The organism is Agromyces sp. NPDC052230, assembly GCF_040679595.1.
Classification (GTDB): domain Bacteria; phylum Actinomycetota; class Actinomycetes; order Actinomycetales; family Microbacteriaceae; genus Agromyces.
In genome coordinates this window covers 115,525-131,994 of record NZ_JBFAVC010000007.1, presented here as the reverse complement: position 1 = coordinate 131,994, position 16,470 = coordinate 115,525, and the positions used below count along the sequence as shown (strand labels likewise).

The following is a 16,470-nucleotide window of genomic DNA, read 5'->3' as shown; positions in this document are numbered from 1 at the left end:
CCGGCGGATGCCGCGAGCCGACGCTCATCCTCGGCTCACGACGGCGAACGCGACCGAAGGACACGGCGAATCGACCTGATCGACGCGACCGCCAGCCCGACCGTCGCGGCCACGGTCGCCGCGCAGAGCGACCACTCGAACAGCCCCGGCCGCGCCGGTGGAGTCTCGAACACACCACCCGAGTCGGCTCGGTAGACCGTCGCGGTGGTGCCGACGGCGAGGTCGTCGCTGCGAAGGTCGGTGCGCGCGCCATCGGGCAGCTCCACGCTCACGACCCGGGTCGGCTCGCGAATGCTGCCGCGCCGGTCGGCGACCACCCGCTCCTCGGTGTGCTCATCGACGACGGTGACCTCGACCGGCGTGTACGACGCACGTGCGCGGGCGGATGTCTCCATGATCGCGATGACCGCACACACGGCGAGCACGACGGCGAGGAGCCCGACCACGGCCGCGGTGAGCGCCGGCGGCGGATACCCCGCACGCTCATCGGTTCGTGGTTCATGGGTGGTCATGGTGGTGCGACCTTTCGGGTCACTCGTCTCATCGTCGCACGTACGGCCGAGGTCAGAATGGCGCCGGATCGTACTGCTCCAGCAACCACCGCGGCTCGTGATCGATCGACGGATGCGGGTCAGGGGCTAGGGAAGGTCCGTGCCCGCTCGCTCTGCGGTGCGGACCCGGTCGGGGTTCCTCAGGGCAACGAGGCTGACGATCGCGTCAGCAATGGCGAGGTGTGCGACGCGACTGGCGGCTGCGGCCATTTGGTCGTCAAGGTCGTCTCCTCCAACGACGAGAGAGATGTCGGCCAGCAGGGCAAGTGGTGATTGTGTCTGGTTCGTGATCGCCACGAGAGATGCCCCGCTGGATCGCGCAGCGTCGCAGACCGAGAGTGTGTGCGGAGTCCGACCAGTCGCGCTGAATGCGAGAGCGACGTCGCCTTCTCTGAGCAATCGCGCCGCGACAAGCGCTGACATGTGATCAGCGATGTTCACTGCGGCGACGCCGACCGTGGTCAGGCGGAACGCGATATCGGCCGCGACCGCGGCCGAGGTGCCGGCTCCGACGACGACGACGCGGCTCGACGCTCCGAGCCTCTCAGCGGCCTCGCTGACGGCGGAGGGGTCGACGATGCCTTCCGCCGCGCTCAACGCGCGCCGTCCCCCATCCATGACCGTGGACACGACCTCGGCTGGTGTCGAGGTGGCGTTGAGCGTCTGAGGCGGGGCGAAGAATCGCGCCGACCCTCGAGCGTAGGCGAGCCCCAGCTTCAACTCGGCAAACCCATCGAACCCGGCCGCCCTCGCCGCACGCACGACCGTTGGAGGCGAGACGCCGGCACGCTTGGCAAGCTCCGCGGTTGTCGCCTCTGCAGCGAACTGGGGATCCTCGATCACGCGCCGCAGCACATCCGCCTCGCTCGAACTCATGCCCGCGAGACGCGACTGCAAATATCCCCGTAATTCATCGACACCCAACCGCATCTCTGTAACCGGGTTACGAGGTTGTGCATCCATATGTAACAGCGTACCATCTGGATCGTGACCGATCAGCAAGCCATTCGTGACCCTGATCGCACGCCGACCGGCTCGATCTCAAACATCCGCGCACCATAGGAGAAGCATTGACCGTTATCGCACACCTCAGCGATCCGCACCTCGATGGCTCTTCACAGCGGCTTCGTCGATTCCGGGCTGTCTTGGAACAGGTCGCCGACCTTCCCGAACTCGACGCGGTCCTGATCAGCGGCGACCTGGCAGACCACGGCGCGGCGAACGAGTACGAGCAGTTGTTCGACACTCTTCCTCGCGCCCTCCCGATTCTCGCTGTTCCGGGTAACCACGACCTCGCTGGCCCTCTCCTCGACGCGCTGGGTCGCTACGGGTTTCCTGCCACCCTGAACACCACGCTGGACGTTGTGGATGTGCGGCTCATTGGGCTCGACTCACACAGAGACCAGCACGACGAGGGTGCTCTCGCCCCGGCGGCTCTTGTGTACGCTCGCGAACAGCTCGCCGGCACCCAGAGCCCAGTCATCCTCGCGTTGCATCATCCTCCCGTTCCGGTGGGGCATCGCGTGATGGACCGGTTCGGGCTCAGGAACACCGATGACCTCGCTGAGCTCGTCCGTACTCACGACAACATCATCGGCATCTTCACCGGGCATGTCCACACCGCTCTCGCAACCATCTATGCCGGCGTTCCACTCCTCGGTGCACCCGGGATCGTGTCCACGATGCGCTTAGGCGGCAGAATCGACCCGATCGCTGACCCAGACGCCATGCCCGGATTCGCGGTACACGCCATTACCGGTACGACGATCAGCACGGTTTTCCACTACCTCAGCCCGTCAGCGCTATGACCTTGGCGCTCCTGGCCCTGACAGCACTCCCATTCGTCGTCAGTCCCGGAGCGAGTTTCGCGATCACGGTCGACGCCGTAAGCGCGGGTGACCGCCGCGCCCCAGCAAAGGTGTGGGCGGGAACAACTCTGGGCATCACCGTCGTCGTCGTGATCGCTGCCCTCAGCGGTATCGGACAGTTGCTCGCCACGCACCAGACCGCGCGCGAGATATTCGGCATCGTTGGCGGCGCAATCCTGATACTGCTTGGCATCCTCTCCGGCGCACAAACCTTGAGGTCGATGCGCCGGTCCGTGACCGATTCGCGACCGGCACGACGACTCATCCTCTGGGCATTCTTCGCGCTTGTCACGAATATCAAGGCACTCGGTCTCTATACCCTGGTCGTGCCCAACCTGCGGTTGGAAGGTCTAGGCGATGTATCGCTCCTCTTCGCATTCGCAGTCGTTCACGCCGTGATGCTCCTCGCGTGGTTGTCTCTGCTCGGACACGTAGTCCGACGTACCCCTCGCTTCGGTACGTCACCCCGAGTACGCGTCGGCCTCACAGGGCTCACCGCCCTCACGCTCATCGCAATCGGCATCCGGACTTCTCTGGAGTCGCTGCACTGAAGGGCCCATTCCTGATCGGCGATCGCAGAAGGAACTGGCGTTCTGAACACCGCGTGGCTGTTCCGCTGTTGCCAATAGCGAAGCTAACGGCGGGTGCGACATGGCCCCTCGCCCGCACGTCGGTGCCATCTGCCAGACTCGAACCGTGGCGGCACGGATGCCGCACAAGTTGGAAGGACGGCGACGCCGAAGTGATCACAGGTGAACTGCGCTCCAAGGTCGACAGGGTCTGGGATGCGTTCTGGTCGGGCGGTATCGCGAACCCGGTCGAGGTGATCGAACAGATCACGTACCTGCTGTTCATCCGGCGGCTCGACGAGATCCACACCCGCGAGGAGCGCAAGGCGAACCGCACCGGCCAGCCCATGGAGCGTCGCGTCTTCCCCGAGGGCATGGATGACACCGGGCGGATGCCGCGGCCCTACGACGACCTGCGCTGGAGCGTGTTCACGAATCGCTCGCCGCAGGAGATGTTCGAGATCATCGGCGAGCACGTGTTCCCGTTCCTGCGACGCATGGGCGGCGAGGGTTCGAGCTACGCGCGCAACATGAAGGACGCGCGATTCACGATCCCGACGCCGGCGCTGCTCGCGAAGGTGGTCGATCTTCTCGCCGACATCCCGATGGAGGATCGCGACACCAAGGGCGACATCTACGAGTACATGCTCGCGAAGCTCTCGCAGAGCGGGCAGAACGGTCAGTTCCGCACGAGCCGTCACATCATCAAGCTCATGGTCGACATGGCGGCGCCAACGCCGAGCGACCGCATCATCGATCCTGCGGCGGGCACTGCGGGCTTCCTGGTGATGGCCGAGGAGTACCTGCGCGAGCACTACGGCGACGAGATCTTCTCGGATGCCGCGAAACGCGAGTTCTTCAACACGCGTGCGTTCACTGGCTACGACTCGGATGCCTCGATGGCACGGATCGCGAGCATGAACATGCTGCTCCACGGCGTGGAGGAGCCGGTGATCGAGCGAGCCGACTCGCTCGCCGAAGGGCATCCGGCCACCGAGGACTACACCCTCGTACTCGCCAACCCGCCGTTCGCCGGCAGCCTCGATTACGAGACCACGGCGAAGGACCTGCTGCAGGTCGTGAAGACGAAGAAGACCGAGCTGCTCTTTCTCGCGCTCATGGTGAAGCTGCTGAAGAACGGCGGGCGCGCCGCCGTGATCGTGCCTGACGGCGTGCTGTTCGGCTCATCCAACGCGCACAAGTCGCTGCGCAGGATGCTCGTCGAAGACCACAAGCTCGACGCGGTCGTGAAGCTGCCCTCGGGCACGTTCAAGCCGTACACCGGGGTGTCGACCGCGATCCTGTTCTTCACGAAGACCTCGTCGGGCGGAACCGACGAGGTCTGGTTCTACGACGTGCGTGCCGACGGATTCACGCTCGACGACAAGCGCACCCCGATCGAGGCGAACGACCTGCCCGATGTGCTCGCCCGCTGGCAGAGCCGCGACGCTGAGCGCGACCGCCCGCGCACTGCGCAGAGTTTCCTCGTGCCCAAGCAGGAGATCGTCGACAACGGGTACGACCTCTCGATCAACCGATACCGGGAGATCGAGCACGAGGAGGTCGAGCACCGGTCGCCGGAGGAGATTCTCGACGAGCTCGAGGCGCTCGAGGGGGAGATCGCGGAGGGGCTGAAGCGGTTGCGGGGGATGCTGGCGAATCGCGAGGCGGACGTCGCGTGACCATCGTCCGACTTGCAGATGTCACTGAGATCGCGATGGGCCAAGCACCGCCGGGCGACGCCTACAACGATGAAGGAGCCGGGTTGCCGCTCGTCGCCGGTGCAGGCGACTTCGCCGGTGACACTACATCTCCGAAGAAGTACAGCTCGATCTACTCGAAGGTCGCTGAGGCAGGCGACATCGTCCTGAGCATTCGCGCGTCGATTGGGGCTCGCGTCCTCGCTGGTCAGCGGGTCGCGCTCGGCCGTGGAGTTGCTGGGATACGCCCGCGGTCGGAGTTGCTCGACGCGAGATACGCATGGCATCTCATCGAGCACCTGGCGCCCGCGTTGGCCGCGAAGGGTCGAGGGGCGACATTCTTACAAGTCAATCGCACGGACATAGCAGAGCTCGCCTTTCCCCTCCCACCCCTCCCCGAACAGCGCCGCATCGCCGCCATCCTCGACGAGGCCGACGCGCTCCGACGCGCTCGCGCACGTGCCGTGGAGTACCTGCGGGAACTTCCGAGCGCCCTCTTCGCAGATGCTTTCGAAACAGGCGGAGATCCACAACGAGTTCGAGTGTCGGAGATCCACGGCGGGACACTTCGAAATGGAATCTCGCCCTCGACTTCCGGGACCGTGGTTTCGGAGGTGCTCACGCTCTCCGCAATCACCGGCGACGGCTTCGACTTCACGCAGCGAAAGATCGGAACATTCGCGTCCGAGCATCACTCGGCGAAGACCCTGAGGGCGGGGGAGCTACTGATCTGTCGCGGCAACGGAAATCGGGACCTCGTCGGCCGCGCACAACTGGTGGATCGCACCGCCGATGCGGTTGCGTTCCCCGACACGATGATCGCAATGACGCTCGATCCAAGCGCAGTGAACGCGAGGTTCGTAGCCACCGCCTGGAATCGGCCGTCCGTGCGCAGACAGATTCAAGCCGGGGCAAAGACAACGAACGGCACATTCAAGATCAACCAACAGTCGATTGGCTCGATCGAGTTGCCGCTTCCCCCGCTCGATGAGCAGGAGGAGTTCGCCCGACGACTCGAGGAGATAGACAGCAGCCTGGAGTCGTCGAGTGGTGCGCTTCGAACGCAGGGGGAACTGTTCGACGCTCTCCAGCACCGAGCCTTCCGAGGCGAACTCTGATGACGAAGTTCGTTGGCTACCAGACCCGCGCCGACTGGCTCGGCGACGACCTCCTCACACTTGCCGACATCTGGCCGAGGCGTCCGCGTGGAATGATCGTCGGCCTCAATCCCGTTCCGGCGAGCGTTGATGCAGGTCACTACTATCAGGGTCGCGCCGGCAAACGTCAGCTCATGCGCCTCGTCGAAGTCGGTGTTATTGGCCCGCCCAACGGTACGTACTTCGAGGAGGACTGCGGTCGCTGGCGGCCTCGGATTCACAGATCTCGTCAAGGCGCCCGACTCGCAGCGAGCGCGATGTGACAGCCGCCGCTGAGTTGGCCTACGGCAAGCAAGCGCTCGAAGCGGCTCTCAGCGAGCGATTGGTGCCGCTCGTGATCTGCGTATTCCGGCATCCCGTGGAGGCGCTGCTCGGTCGACTCGGGCTTCCGGGCATACAGCCAGCCCGCACCTCGTGGGGCGCGGTTGTGTTCCGAATGCCGGGTCCGTACGCCGGCAAAGCGGAGGCGGATGCCGTGATGTCACAGCTTCCAGCCCTCCTCGCCTGACGCTCCTGGTCCCGCTGCGGCGCCTCAACAGCTTCGCGAACCTGAGACCCAGTGTGATGGGCCGGGAGGACCGAGGTGCCTCCGGCCCACGCAGTGAGAGCTCAGATGGCGCGGACGAGCACGAAACCCAACCGCTTGAACTCCTGAAAACGGTCGCGGAGTTCGCGCTCGACGAGCTCCTCGAGTGCGCCCGGAAGGCGGCATGACGCGGCGCCACCGAAGTTCGAGTGGCTGTCGTGCCCGCACAGCAACTCGGGGGGAACGCCGCGACTGACAGGAACACAGACGTCGTGGTCGTGTCCGTTGTCGCAGATCACCTTCGCTCGGACATGACGGGTGGGCTGGGTCATTGTTGGCTCTCCGATCTCTCGACATCCGAGTAGTCGGATGACCCACCGCATTCGGGCAAGTCTTCAAGGCTCGCATTGACCACTGACACGGCGCGCTCGGCACGCAGCCTCAGAACGGCACCGGCTCACACAGCTCAAGCAACGCCTGCCACTCATCATCGAACGAGTCGACCGGGTCGGGCGGAATCGGCGGGTCGTCGATGAACGACTCGACGACCGGTGGACTCACTCCTTCACCTGCGCCCACCGGCATGAACGGCCGCTCGGGCAGGGTGCGCAGCACGTGACCGGCGGGGGACATCCACCGCATCACGCCGCCGACTTCGTGCGTCACGCGCCAGCCGCTCTCGTGCTTGAGGCGATGGTGGTGTCGACACAAGACCGCGAGATTCGAGGCGTCGGTCTCACCGCCGTGCGCCCAGGCGCTGGTGTGATCGAGATCGGCGTACTCGGCGCGGCGGGAGCAGCCCGGGAAGCGGCACCGGCCGTCGCGTACGCGCACGAACCCGTCGAGATCGGCCGGCGCGCGGTAGTGCTCGCGACCGTAGCTGAGGGCAGTGCCGATCTCGGGGTGCACCAAGATTCGGCGCATCGAGGGTGCATGCGCTGCGAGCCGGCGGGCCGTGTCACCGTCGATCGGGCCGTAGCCCTCGAGCTCGGCGGGCTCGTCGTCTAGCCCGAGCAGTGTCAGCACCGGCACGGTCACGTTGATGCACGGCCGCACGGCGCCAGTCGAGCCCGCCACTCCCCAATGCGTGCGGTCGTCGTCGGCGAGCACGCCGCCGAGCAGCAGGTCGGCGGCGACGTCGGCGGCCCGCTGCGCAGTCGTGCGCGTGTCGCCGGATGCCTCGCGCGCGGCCAGCACCGTGAGGCGAGCGTCGATGGCGACCGCACGCTCGGCCTCGACGTACAGCCCGAACCAGGCCATGCCGTCGGGTGCGGGATCGACGCAGACGCGCCGCTCGGCGACGGCGCGAGCGCGCCGGTCGACAAGGGGCTCGGGATGCATCCGCTCGCGCACCCGGCGCATGCGGCGACGAAGGTCGGCGTTCGTCGAGACGATGCCGAGGGCCATCGCGTCGGAAGCGGCGTCGAGAGCGACCCCCTCGACGGCGTCGGCGACCTCAGCCGGCACGCCCTGCGTGAGTTCGAGCACCGACCGCACCTGCGTGAGCCCGAGCTCACCCGCCTCGAGCGCGTCGAGCGTCGCACGACGCGGCCCGGTCAACCGGTCGGCCTCGGACATGAGGCGCGACGCGGATGCCTCGTGCTGGCCGAGCGTGGTCGCGAGCTCGGCGACGAATGAACGGGTGGCCATATCGCGCTCGCTCGACGCGCTCGCGGCCGTGACGCCCTCGACCACCGCTGCGAGCTCACGCGCCCGATGGATGCGGCGGTACTGCTCGGCGTGCAGCCGCCGGATGGTCATGTCATGCTTGATGATCTCGGCCAGTTCACGCTCCAGCGCGGCGCGCGGGGTGGCGTCGGGGGTGGCTGGCATGGTTCCATCCAAGCAGGACCCACTGACATTGGAGGGGCGCCGAAAGCGCAGGTCATCGGGAAGATCGACGACCGAAAAGCACCGCAGAACAACGCAACGAACCCACCCCTCGAATGGGGGTGACCGACGCGCCGGGGCATCCCTCGACCGCGCCCTTCGATACGCTCGGTCCGAGCGCCGACCCGACCCAGCATCCGGCGCCTCCGAGAAAGGAACTGCCCGGGGTGGGCAACTTCGACTTCATCAAGGCCGACTGGCCCGAGATCGCCACCGAAGCCGCGCGCGCCGAGTTCTACACCTTCGGCGACCCTCGGTCGAGCCTCTTCTACGCGCGACGCACCGTCGAGCTCACGGTCTCCTGGCTCTACCGAGCGGATGCCTCGCTGCAGAAGCCGTACAAGGACGACCTCGTCTCGCTCCTGCACGAGCCGACGTTCAAGCGACTCGTCGGCGGCGCGGTGTTCACGAAGATGAACCTCATCCGCAAGCGCGGCAATGATGCCGTGCACAAGACGTTCCAGCTCACCGGCCAAGACAGCCTTGCCATCGTGCGCGAACTGTTCCACGTGCTGATCTGGCTGGCCGCGCACTACGCGAGCGGCACCGAACGCCGGCCCGCACCGGGGCTGCCGTTCGACGCCGCCTCCATCCCGAAGCCGCAGCCCGGCGTCGTCGTCAAGACGAAGGCCGAACTCGCGAAAGCGCTCGAAGAGAACGCAGCGAAGGATGCCGCGCTCACGGCGAAGGAGGTGGAGAGTGCCGAGCTCCTCGCCCAGATCGCGGCACTCCAGGCCGAGGTCGCCGCGGCGAAAGCGGCCAACGCGGTCGTGGCCGACACGCACGACTACCGAGAAGACGAGACCCGCGATCTCTACATCGACCAGCTGCTGCGCGAAGCGGGATGGGACCCATCCGACGAGCGCGCCACCGAGGTCGAGGTACGTGATCTCGAAGGTACGCCGAACGGTGTCGGCCGCATCGATTACGTGCTGTGGGGCGACGACGGCCTGCCACTCGGCATCGTCGAGGCGAAGCGCACCACGCGCGACCCCCGCAACGGACAGCAGCAGGCGAAGCTCTACGCAGATGCCCTCGAACGGCAGTACGGGCAGCGTCCGGTCATCTTCACCTCGAACGGTTACGAGCACTGGATCTGGGACGACGTCGCGCACCCGCCACGCGAGGTGCAGGGGTTCTACACGAGAGAGGAACTGGCTCGGCTGCAGCAGCGCCGCAGACCGGGCGTGCGAAAGCCGCTCGCCTCGCTCCCGGTCGATGAGCAGATCGCGGGGCGCGCCTATCAGCACCAGGCCATTCGAGCCGTCGCCGAGGCGTTCGAGCACGACCGTGAGCGCCGAGCGCTCGTCGTCATGGCCACGGGCGCAGGAAAGACCCGCACCGTGATCGGACTCGTCGACCTGCTCACTCGCGCCAACTGGGTGAAGACCGTGCTCTTCCTCGCCGATCGCACGGCCCTGGTCACGCAGGCGACGAACGCGTTCAAGGCGCATCTGCCCGGCAGCCCCACGGTCAACCTCCTCGACCGACGCGACATCGACGGGCGAGTCTACGTCTCGACCTACCCGACCATGCTGGGCCTCCTGAACAACGGCGATGACGCGCGCCGCTTCGGCCCCGGGTTCTTCGACCTCATCGTCATCGACGAAGCGCACCGATCGGTGTACCAGAAGTACGGCGCCATCTTCGACTACTTCGACGCGCCCATCGTCGGCCTCACCGCCACGCCGAAAGACGAGGTCGATCACAACACCTACCGGCTGTTCCACCTCGAGGACGGCGTGCCCACGTTCTCCTACGACCTCGCCACCGCGATCGACGAGGGATATCTCGTGCCGCCGGTCGCGCACCGGATCGAGTCGAAGTTCGTGCGCGGCGGCATCCGCTACGACGACCTGACCGACGAGCAGAAGGAGATCTGGGATCTCACCGAGTGGGGCGAAGACGGGGTGATCCCCGATCGCATCGAGGCGGAAGCCGTCAACCGCTGGCTCTTCAACGAGGACACCGTCGACCACGTCCTGGCGATCGTGATGACACAGGGCCGAACCGTCGCCGCGGGTGATCGGCTGGGCAAGACCATCGTGTTCGCGAAGAACATCGCGCATGCCCGATTCATCCAGGAGCGGTTCGACGCCAACTACCCCGAGTACGCGGGCCACTTCGCGCAGGTCATCGTCTCGAGCGACGATCGAGCGCAGGTCCTCATCGACCAGTTCGCGCAGCCCGAGAAATCGCCGCACCTCGCGATCTCGGTCGACATGCTCGACACCGGCATCGACGTGCCCGACGTCGTCAACCTCGTGTTCTTCAAGGCCGTGTTCTCGAAGTCGAAGTACTGGCAGATGGTCGGACGCGGCACGCGCCTGCGACCCGACCTCTACGGGCCCGGCGAAGACAAGCGCGACTTCATCGTCTTCGACGTGGGCGGGAACATCGAGTTCTTCAACGGTGACGTGCCCGAGGTCGCATCGTCGTCGGGTCGCTCGCTGCACGGCCGACTCTTCGACGCCCGCCTCGCGCTCATCACCGAGATCGACCGGTCGGATGTCGCCACCGGCGCCGATCGGGAACTTCGCGCCGCCCTCGCCGAGCGGCTTCAGGGCATCGTCGTGGGCATGAACGAGCACAACGTGCTGGTGCGCCCGCATCGGCGCCTCGTCGAGCGATTCGCGGGCGGCGATGCGTGGCAGGTCGGTCAGGCCGGGCCCGGCGAAGACGCGCTCGCCGAGGCATCCGCGCTCGCCGAACTGCCCTCGTCCGCGCTCGTCGACGACACTGATGAGCGTGCCAAGCGATTCGACCTGCTCGTGCTCCATGGTCAACTCGGCGTGCTCACCGCTGACGGCGGGTTCGCGAACGCGCGCGACCGGATACGTGCCATCGCCGCCGCGCTCGGAGAGCAGCGATCCATTCCGGCCGTTCGGGAACAGCTCGGCTTGATCGACGCAGTCGCCGGGGAGGAGTGGTGGCAGGATGTCACGCTGCCGATGCTCGAACTCGTGCGCACTCGCCTGCGCGACCTCGTGAAGCTCATCGACGCCACCGGTCAGAAGGCGATCTACACCGACTTCGACGACGTCGTGCGCTCGGGCGAAGGCGAGTTCGTCATCGCCACACCTGGTGTCGATCGAGACCGCTTCCGCGCCAAGCTCTTCGCATATCTGCGGGCGCACGAGAACCATGTCGTGCTCCGCAAGCTCCGCACCGGCAAGCAGCTCACATCCACCGACCTCGACGAGCTCGAGCGAATGCTCACCGAGAGCGGCGAGTTCGGTGCGGACGAGCTCGCGCCAGCCGTCGAATCGGCGCACGGGCTCGGCCGATTCATCCGCTCGATCGTCGGACTGGAACGCTCCGCCGCACAGGAGGCGCTCGCGAGCTTCGTGGCGCAGCACCGGCTCGGCTCGCGTCAGATCTCGTTCGTCGACCTCATCGTCAACCGGCTCGCGCAGACCGGGTCGGTGCCGATCGGCGCACTGTACGCGCAGCCGTTCTCGCAGACGGCCCCTGGCGGACCCGAGGACCTCTTCACCGAGGCGGAGATCGTCGAGCTCCAGGCGGCGCTGAGCGCGGTTGACGCCACAGCCGAGCCGATAGACGCCTCTCGAACCGCCTGAAGGCGACGCAGCCGACCGCTACTTCAGCTGCCCCCGGATCTCGCCGGGCATGTTCATCGGCGTGTGCACGTTGACGTAGTAGTCCTTCGGGTTCGCCTCGATGGCCGCGAGCAACGCTGCATCGGCCGTCGTGCAGGTGCTCACCTCGAAGCTCGTCGCGTTCTCGACCATGAGCGGAACGACGACGGGCCCGGGCACGTTGCGCTCGCCGACGTGGATGTGCGCGGCGGCGGCGGGCGACGAGAGGCCGGTCACCTCGAGGGTGTAGCAGAGCTGGTCGCCCTCGATCTCGTAGGAGAAGAAGCCGTGGGCTCCACCCTCGGTCGGGGCGGGAACCTCCTGGCCCGTGTTCAACGGCACCTTCGTCATCGTCGGCGGTGCCGCCTGTGCGGCGCCGACCGCACCGAGGGTGAGGGCCGCGGCGGCGGCAAGAGCGAGGGCGAGAGTACGGGAATGGCTGGGCTTCATGATCTTCACTCACTTCCACTCGATGTCCGCACGCTACTCCCGCGGCGGCCCGGCCGAAAGGTCACGACTCGACGGATGCCCCGTGGTCGCCGAGCCACGCCAGCAGCACTGCGGCGTGGTTCACCTGCTCGTCGCGAGCGCCGAACAGCACGGTCACGCGGTCGTGCTCGCGGCCGAGGCCGAGCAGCTGCTCGGCCGCCGGATTCGCGTCGAGCTCCTCGCGGTACCGGGCGGCGAACTCGTCGAAACGCTCGCGGTGGTGATGCCATTCGGCGCGCAGCTCGGGGGAGGGCGCGACATCCTTCGCCCACTCGTCGAGCTCGGCGCGCTCCTTCGACACGCCCCGCGGCCACAGCCGGTCGACGAGCAGCCGGTAGCCATCGGATGCCTCGGCGGGTTCGTAGACCCGCTTCATCACGAATGCCATGAGGCCAGTGTGCGCCAAGCGCGGGGCATCCGCTCTGGTAGAGTATTGAGGTTGCCGTGAAACGGCCGCGCATCAAGAGAGCCCAGGCACAAGGCCCCGGGCAGCGCGCAACGAAGAGGAAGGGGATCCCATCTATGGCACTTGAAGCAGATGTCAAGAAGGCGATCATCGAAGAGTACGCGACGCACCCCGGTGACACTGGATCCCCCGAGGTCCAGATCGCGCTCCTCACGAAGCGAATCAAGGACCTCACCGAGCACCTGAAGGAGCACAAGCACGACCACCACTCGCGTCGTGGCCTGTTGCTCCTCGTCGGTCAGCGTCGTCGTCTGCTCGGCTACCTCGCCGATGTGGACATCAACCGCTACCGCTCGCTCATCGAGCGTCTCGGGCTGCGCCGCTAAGCGTCACAGTCCGCGCGGCTCTCGCTGACACCGCGAACTTCTTGCGAAGGCCCCTGCCCCCGGCAGGGGCCTTCGTCATGTCACGAGCGGATGTCGCGAGCGGATGTCGCGAGCGTCCTCGCCGCGGTGACCGCGAACACGGCCCCGGTGACCAGGTGCATGGTCACGAGCAGCGACGCGGTCGCGGCGTCCTCGGCCGCCCAGAGCACCCCGCCCGTCGACGCGACCGCGAACAGGACGCCCGCGACGAGCACGGCCACAGCGAGTCGGCGTGAACGGCGCGCCGCCCGCCCGAACAACCACATACCGGCCGCGAACAGGACGAGCGTGGCCGGAATCACGAGCAGGATCCCCACCTCTGAGCCCGACTCGGGCCTGACATGGAACGTGACGCCGAGCGCCCGGCCCACGGCCCAGATCACGGCGTTGACGGTCGTGGCGATCACCGCGCCGATCAGGGCCTCCCGGCGCAGCGAGCTCGATCGGCGCCCCGGAGTAGTGTCGGTGGACGAGTCGATGGTGGATGCGGTGTGCATGATGTGCTCCTCTCAGTGATCCGACGAGGCATCCGCCCGGAATGTGAGGCGAACCGCATCTCCCGATGACAGCGCACCTCACGATCTCGGCCGATGCTTCGTCGTACTGATGAGGACGTCGATCGGAGGGAACCATGAGCGCCCGACCCCAGCCGCACGACGGCGACGCCGACGCGCGCCTGACGGCCATCATGGGCGAGCGTCGGCAGCTGGTCGGGCTCGCGTACCGGCTGCTCGGCTCGCTGGCCGACGCCGAGGACGTGGTGCAGGAGACGTACGCGCGCTGGTACGCCATGTCGCCCGAGCAGCAGGCCGAGATCGAGGCTCCGGGTGCGTGGCTGACCACCGTCGCGAGTCGCATCGCCCTCGACGTGCTCCGCTCTGCGCGCGTCCGTCGAGAGCGGTACGTGGGGGAGTGGATCCCCGAGCCGCTGCCCGATCGTGGAGCGTGGGGCGACGGCCGCCCGGGCGCCGCCAACGCCGATCCCGCCGACCGGGTCACGCTCGACGAGTCGCTCAACCTCGCATTCCTCGTCGTGCTCGAATTGATGACGCCGGCCGAGCGGGTCGCGTTCATCCTGCACGACGTGTTCCGCTACTCCTTCGACGAGGTGGCCGACATCGTCGGACGCAGCCCGGCGGCCTGCCGGCAGCTCGCGTCCTCGGCCAGGCGACGCATCGATGCTTCAACCGCACCCGTGAGGCCGACGCCGAGCTCCCGACGTGCCGGCCTCGTCCGCGACTTCAAGGCGGCCTGGGAGGCGCAGGACATCGAGGCGCTCATCGGCATCCTCGATCCCGACGCCACCGCGCGGGCCGACGGCGGCGGGTTGGTGACCGCCGAGCTGCATCCGATCGAGGGCGCAAACGAGATCGCGCGCCGGCTGGTCGGGCTGGTCCGCGAAGCGCCAGACCTCACGATCCTCGAGCGCTCCGTCAACGGCCAACCCGGGCTGGTGCTGCTGCAGAACGGGGTCGTCGGCACCGTGATGGCGTTCGACTTCGCCGGCGACCGGATCACGGCGGTCTGGGCCATCCGGAACCCCGAGAAGCTCCGCGGCTGGACGGCGGACTGACGGATTGGCGGATGCCCCGCCGCGCCGCCTACCTGCCGGCCTTCATCGACAAGACCATCGAGGAGATCGCCGAGGGCGAGCACGCCGGGCAGACGGCCTAGCCGTCAGGCCGTGCGCGCCCGGTACGCCCGCACCGCCATGCGGTTGCCGCAGCGCGTGCTGCAGAACCGGCGTGACGCGTTCTTCGACACGTCGACGAAGATGCCGTCGCAGTCGTCGGCGTCGCATTCGCGCAGGCGGTGCATCTCGTCGGCGCGGATGACGTCGACGAGCGCCATCGCGGCCTCGACGAGGATGCGACGCGCGAGCGGCGCGTCGGGCTGCGTGGCGTGGATGTGCCAGTCGAGGCCGTCGTGTCGCACGAGTCGGGGGAGCGCGTTCGCTTCGGCGAGGAGTTCGTTCACGGCCTCTGCCGCATCGTCGCGATCGAGGAGCCAGAGCGCCCGCAGGCGGGTGCGCACCTCGCGCACCTCGGCGAGTTCGCGCTCGTCGCCGTCGCGTCGGCCCGAGTACGTCCACGCATCGAGCAGCGCGTCGAGCTGCACCGGGTGGGCGAGCTCGTCGTCGCCGGAATCGGATGCCCCGGGCGCCGTGTCCGCGAGCGCGGCGACGAACCCCAGGGCCGCCTCCGTGTCATGGGTGAAAATCATTTGACTCCTGACACTCGATGCGAGTACTGTCACGAGCATAACGACTTTCGGGCATGACAGGGGCAACGACATGGGCAGTAGACGCGGCATCCTCGGCATCGCGCTCGGTCTCGCCGCCGGGCTGGCGTTCGGCGCCGGCGGCGCCATCGTGAAACCGCTCCTCGAAGCGGGCTGGTCTCCGGGTGCGGCCGTGCTGTTCCGGGTCATCGTCGCGGCGCTGCTGCTCGCCGTGCCCGGACTCATCGCGCTGAAGTTCGACCTCCGGCCGCTATGGCGCGCGAAGTGGACGGTGCTCATCTACGCCGTCATCGCCGTCGCCGGTGTGCAGCTCGCGTTCTACACGGCCCTCGCCCGCATTCCCGTCAGCACCGCGCTGCTCATCGAGTACCTCGCCCCGGTCGCACTGGTGCTGTTCGCGTGGGTTCGCACGCGGCACGTCCCGCAACTGGTCGTCCTCGCCGGGTCGGTCGTGGCGATCGCCGGCCTCGTGCTCGTGGTCGGCCCCGCCGGGGGAGCGCTCGACCCGTTCGGCGTGGTCATGGCCGGCGTCGCGATGATCGGTGTCGCGGTCTACTACGTCATCGGCGAGCGCGACGACCTCGGCGTGCCGCCCATCGCGCTCGCGGCCGCCGGGCTCGCGATCGGCGCCGTCGTGCTCGGTGTCGCGGCGCTCACCGGGCTCGTGCCGTTCCAGGTCGCGTTCGTCGAGGTGGACTTCCTCGGCGCCACGGCACCCTGGTGGGTGCCCGTGCTCACGGTCGGCGCGTTCTCGACGGCGTTCGCCTACGTGGCGGGCATCCAGGCCATCCGGATGCTCGGCACCCGGCTCTCGTCGTTCCTGGGCCTCTCCGAGGTCATCTTCGCGGCGGTGGTCGCGTGGGCACTCCTCGGTGAGGCCATCGGCCCGGTGCAGGCCATCGGCGGCCTCCTCATCCTGGGCGGTATCGTGCTGGTTCGCCTCGAGCGCAGCGCGGCCGACACGGTCGCGGTCGCCCTCGACATCGACCTCGTTCCGGTCGAGACCGGGGCGGTGCCCGTGCCCGAGCGGCAGACCTCCGCGCCGTAGA

17 protein-coding genes are annotated in these 16,470 nt (G+C 67.4%); 9 read left to right on the top strand and 8 right to left on the bottom strand.

The genetic code is table 11. The annotated features are described in order from the left end of the window. Window positions 1-35 precede the first annotated feature (35 nt). A complete protein-coding gene (locus AB0K73_RS15940; protein ID WP_360515138.1) occupies window positions 36-512 on the bottom strand; it encodes a hypothetical protein in 477 nt (158 codons plus the stop codon). 126 nt (window positions 513-638) lie between these two features. After that, entirely contained in the window at window positions 639-1,481 is an 843-nt protein-coding gene (locus tag AB0K73_RS15935; protein ID WP_364775554.1) for a MurR/RpiR family transcriptional regulator, read from the bottom strand. 140 nt (window positions 1,482-1,621) lie between these two features. Here AB0K73_RS15935 and AB0K73_RS15930 point away from each other — a divergent pair, with 140 nt between their 5' ends. The 5 genes from AB0K73_RS15930 to AB0K73_RS15910 all read left to right on the top strand — a co-directional run bounded on the left by AB0K73_RS15930 (window position 1,622) and on the right by AB0K73_RS15910 (window position 6,108). Beyond that, window positions 1,622-2,359, top strand: a complete 738-nt coding sequence (locus AB0K73_RS15930; RefSeq protein WP_360515142.1) for a metallophosphoesterase — start codon at window positions 1,622-1,624, stop codon at window positions 2,357-2,359. Then, window positions 2,356-2,970 (top strand): LysE family transporter, encoded by a 615-nt coding sequence (locus tag AB0K73_RS15925; RefSeq protein WP_360515145.1) that lies wholly within the window; start codon window positions 2,356-2,358, stop codon window positions 2,968-2,970. The genes AB0K73_RS15930 and AB0K73_RS15925 overlap by 4 nt, the downstream gene beginning before the upstream one ends. Window positions 2,971-3,161: 191 nt before the next feature. Continuing rightward, on the top strand, window positions 3,162-4,670 hold the full coding sequence (locus AB0K73_RS15920; RefSeq protein ID WP_360515148.1) for a class I SAM-dependent DNA methyltransferase: 1,509 nt from the start codon (window positions 3,162-3,164) through the stop codon (window positions 4,668-4,670). After that, window positions 4,667-5,806: a restriction endonuclease subunit S gene (locus tag AB0K73_RS15915; protein ID WP_360515151.1), complete on the top strand. Its 1,140-nt coding sequence runs from the start codon at window positions 4,667-4,669 to the stop codon at window positions 5,804-5,806. The genes AB0K73_RS15920 and AB0K73_RS15915 overlap by 4 nt, the downstream gene beginning before the upstream one ends. After that, entirely contained in the window at window positions 5,806-6,108 is a 303-nt protein-coding gene (locus tag AB0K73_RS15910; RefSeq protein WP_360515154.1) for a hypothetical protein, read from the top strand. The genes AB0K73_RS15915 and AB0K73_RS15910 overlap by 1 nt, the downstream gene beginning before the upstream one ends. Window positions 6,109-6,454: 346 nt before the next feature. Here AB0K73_RS15910 and AB0K73_RS15905 read toward each other — a convergent pair whose 3' ends face one another. Beyond that, window positions 6,455-6,703, bottom strand: a complete 249-nt coding sequence (locus AB0K73_RS15905) for a hypothetical protein (RefSeq protein ID WP_360515157.1) — start codon at window positions 6,701-6,703, stop codon at window positions 6,455-6,457. Window positions 6,704-6,812: 109 nt separating this feature from the next. Then, window positions 6,813-8,204, bottom strand: coding sequence for a DUF222 domain-containing protein (locus tag AB0K73_RS15900; protein ID WP_360515160.1), 1,392 nt, complete (start codon window positions 8,202-8,204; stop codon window positions 6,813-6,815). A gap of 224 nt (window positions 8,205-8,428) precedes the next feature. Between AB0K73_RS15900 and AB0K73_RS15895 the strand changes: the two genes are divergently transcribed. Further along, a complete protein-coding gene (locus tag AB0K73_RS15895) occupies window positions 8,429-11,842 on the top strand; it encodes a DEAD/DEAH box helicase family protein (protein WP_364775510.1) in 3,414 nt (1,137 codons plus the stop codon). A gap of 18 nt (window positions 11,843-11,860) precedes the next feature. On the opposite strand, the gene AB0K73_RS15890 is transcribed toward AB0K73_RS15895, so the two are convergent. Next, entirely contained in the window at window positions 11,861-12,310 is a 450-nt protein-coding gene (locus tag AB0K73_RS15890; RefSeq protein WP_360515166.1) for a CHRD domain-containing protein, read from the bottom strand. Between the two features lie 61 nt (window positions 12,311-12,371). After that, the gene (locus tag AB0K73_RS15885; protein ID WP_360515169.1) at window positions 12,372-12,737 is read right to left on the bottom strand and encodes a DUF488 family protein; all 366 of its coding nucleotides are present in this window, start codon (window positions 12,735-12,737) and stop codon (window positions 12,372-12,374) included. A gap of 134 nt (window positions 12,738-12,871) precedes the next feature. Here AB0K73_RS15885 and rpsO point away from each other — a divergent pair, with 134 nt between their 5' ends. Next, entirely contained in the window at window positions 12,872-13,141 is a 270-nt protein-coding gene (gene rpsO, locus AB0K73_RS15880) for a 30S ribosomal protein S15 (RefSeq protein WP_130351110.1), read from the top strand. An 80-nt stretch (window positions 13,142-13,221) separates the two neighbouring features. On the opposite strand, the gene AB0K73_RS15875 is transcribed toward rpsO, so the two are convergent. Further along, window positions 13,222-13,677, bottom strand: a complete 456-nt coding sequence (locus tag AB0K73_RS15875; RefSeq protein ID WP_360515173.1) for a DUF6069 family protein — start codon at window positions 13,675-13,677, stop codon at window positions 13,222-13,224. 134 nt (window positions 13,678-13,811) lie between these two features. Between AB0K73_RS15875 and sigJ the strand changes: the two genes are divergently transcribed. Next, entirely contained in the window at window positions 13,812-14,753 is a 942-nt protein-coding gene (gene sigJ / locus AB0K73_RS15870) for an RNA polymerase sigma factor SigJ (protein ID WP_360515176.1), read from the top strand. Window positions 14,754-14,857: 104 nt separating this feature from the next. Here sigJ and AB0K73_RS15865 read toward each other — a convergent pair whose 3' ends face one another. Continuing rightward, window positions 14,858-15,403, bottom strand: a complete 546-nt coding sequence (locus AB0K73_RS15865; RefSeq protein ID WP_360515179.1) for a CGNR zinc finger domain-containing protein — start codon at window positions 15,401-15,403, stop codon at window positions 14,858-14,860. Window positions 15,404-15,473: 70 nt separating this feature from the next. Here AB0K73_RS15865 and AB0K73_RS15860 point away from each other — a divergent pair, with 70 nt between their 5' ends. Continuing rightward, window positions 15,474-16,469 carry an EamA family transporter gene (locus tag AB0K73_RS15860; protein WP_360515182.1) on the top strand — a complete coding sequence of 332 codons (996 nt, stop codon included), beginning with the start codon at window positions 15,474-15,476 and terminating at the stop codon, window positions 16,467-16,469. Window position 16,470: the final 1 nt, after the last annotated feature.

Coding starts and splice junctions, on each gene's coding strand:
- AB0K73_RS15940 (WP_360515138.1), bottom strand. CDS start 512: ATGACCACCCATGAACCACGAACCGATGAGCGTGCGGGGTATCCGCCG.
- AB0K73_RS15935 (WP_364775554.1), bottom strand. CDS start 1,481: ATGCGGTTGGGTGTCGATGAATTACGGGGATATTTGCAGTCGCGTCTC.
- AB0K73_RS15925 (WP_360515145.1), top strand. CDS start 2,356: ATGACCTTGGCGCTCCTGGCCCTGACAGCACTCCCATTCGTCGTCAGT.
- AB0K73_RS15910 (WP_360515154.1), top strand. CDS start 5,806: ATGACGAAGTTCGTTGGCTACCAGACCCGCGCCGACTGGCTCGGCGAC.
- AB0K73_RS15905 (WP_360515157.1), bottom strand. CDS start 6,703: ATGACCCAGCCCACCCGTCATGTCCGAGCGAAGGTGATCTGCGACAAC.
- AB0K73_RS15900 (WP_360515160.1), bottom strand. CDS start 8,204: ATGCCAGCCACCCCCGACGCCACCCCGCGCGCCGCGCTGGAGCGTGAA.
- AB0K73_RS15890 (WP_360515166.1), bottom strand. CDS start 12,310: ATGAAGCCCAGCCATTCCCGTACTCTCGCCCTCGCTCTTGCCGCCGCC.
- AB0K73_RS15885 (WP_360515169.1), bottom strand. CDS start 12,737: ATGGCATTCGTGATGAAGCGGGTCTACGAACCCGCCGAGGCATCCGAT.
- rpsO (WP_130351110.1), top strand. CDS start 12,872: ATGGCACTTGAAGCAGATGTCAAGAAGGCGATCATCGAAGAGTACGCG.
- AB0K73_RS15875 (WP_360515173.1), bottom strand. CDS start 13,677: ATGCACACCGCATCCACCATCGACTCGTCCACCGACACTACTCCGGGG.
- sigJ (WP_360515176.1), top strand. CDS start 13,812: ATGAGCGCCCGACCCCAGCCGCACGACGGCGACGCCGACGCGCGCCTG.
- AB0K73_RS15865 (WP_360515179.1), bottom strand. CDS start 15,403: ATGATTTTCACCCATGACACGGAGGCGGCCCTGGGGTTCGTCGCCGCG.
- AB0K73_RS15860 (WP_360515182.1), top strand. CDS start 15,474: ATGGGCAGTAGACGCGGCATCCTCGGCATCGCGCTCGGTCTCGCCGCC.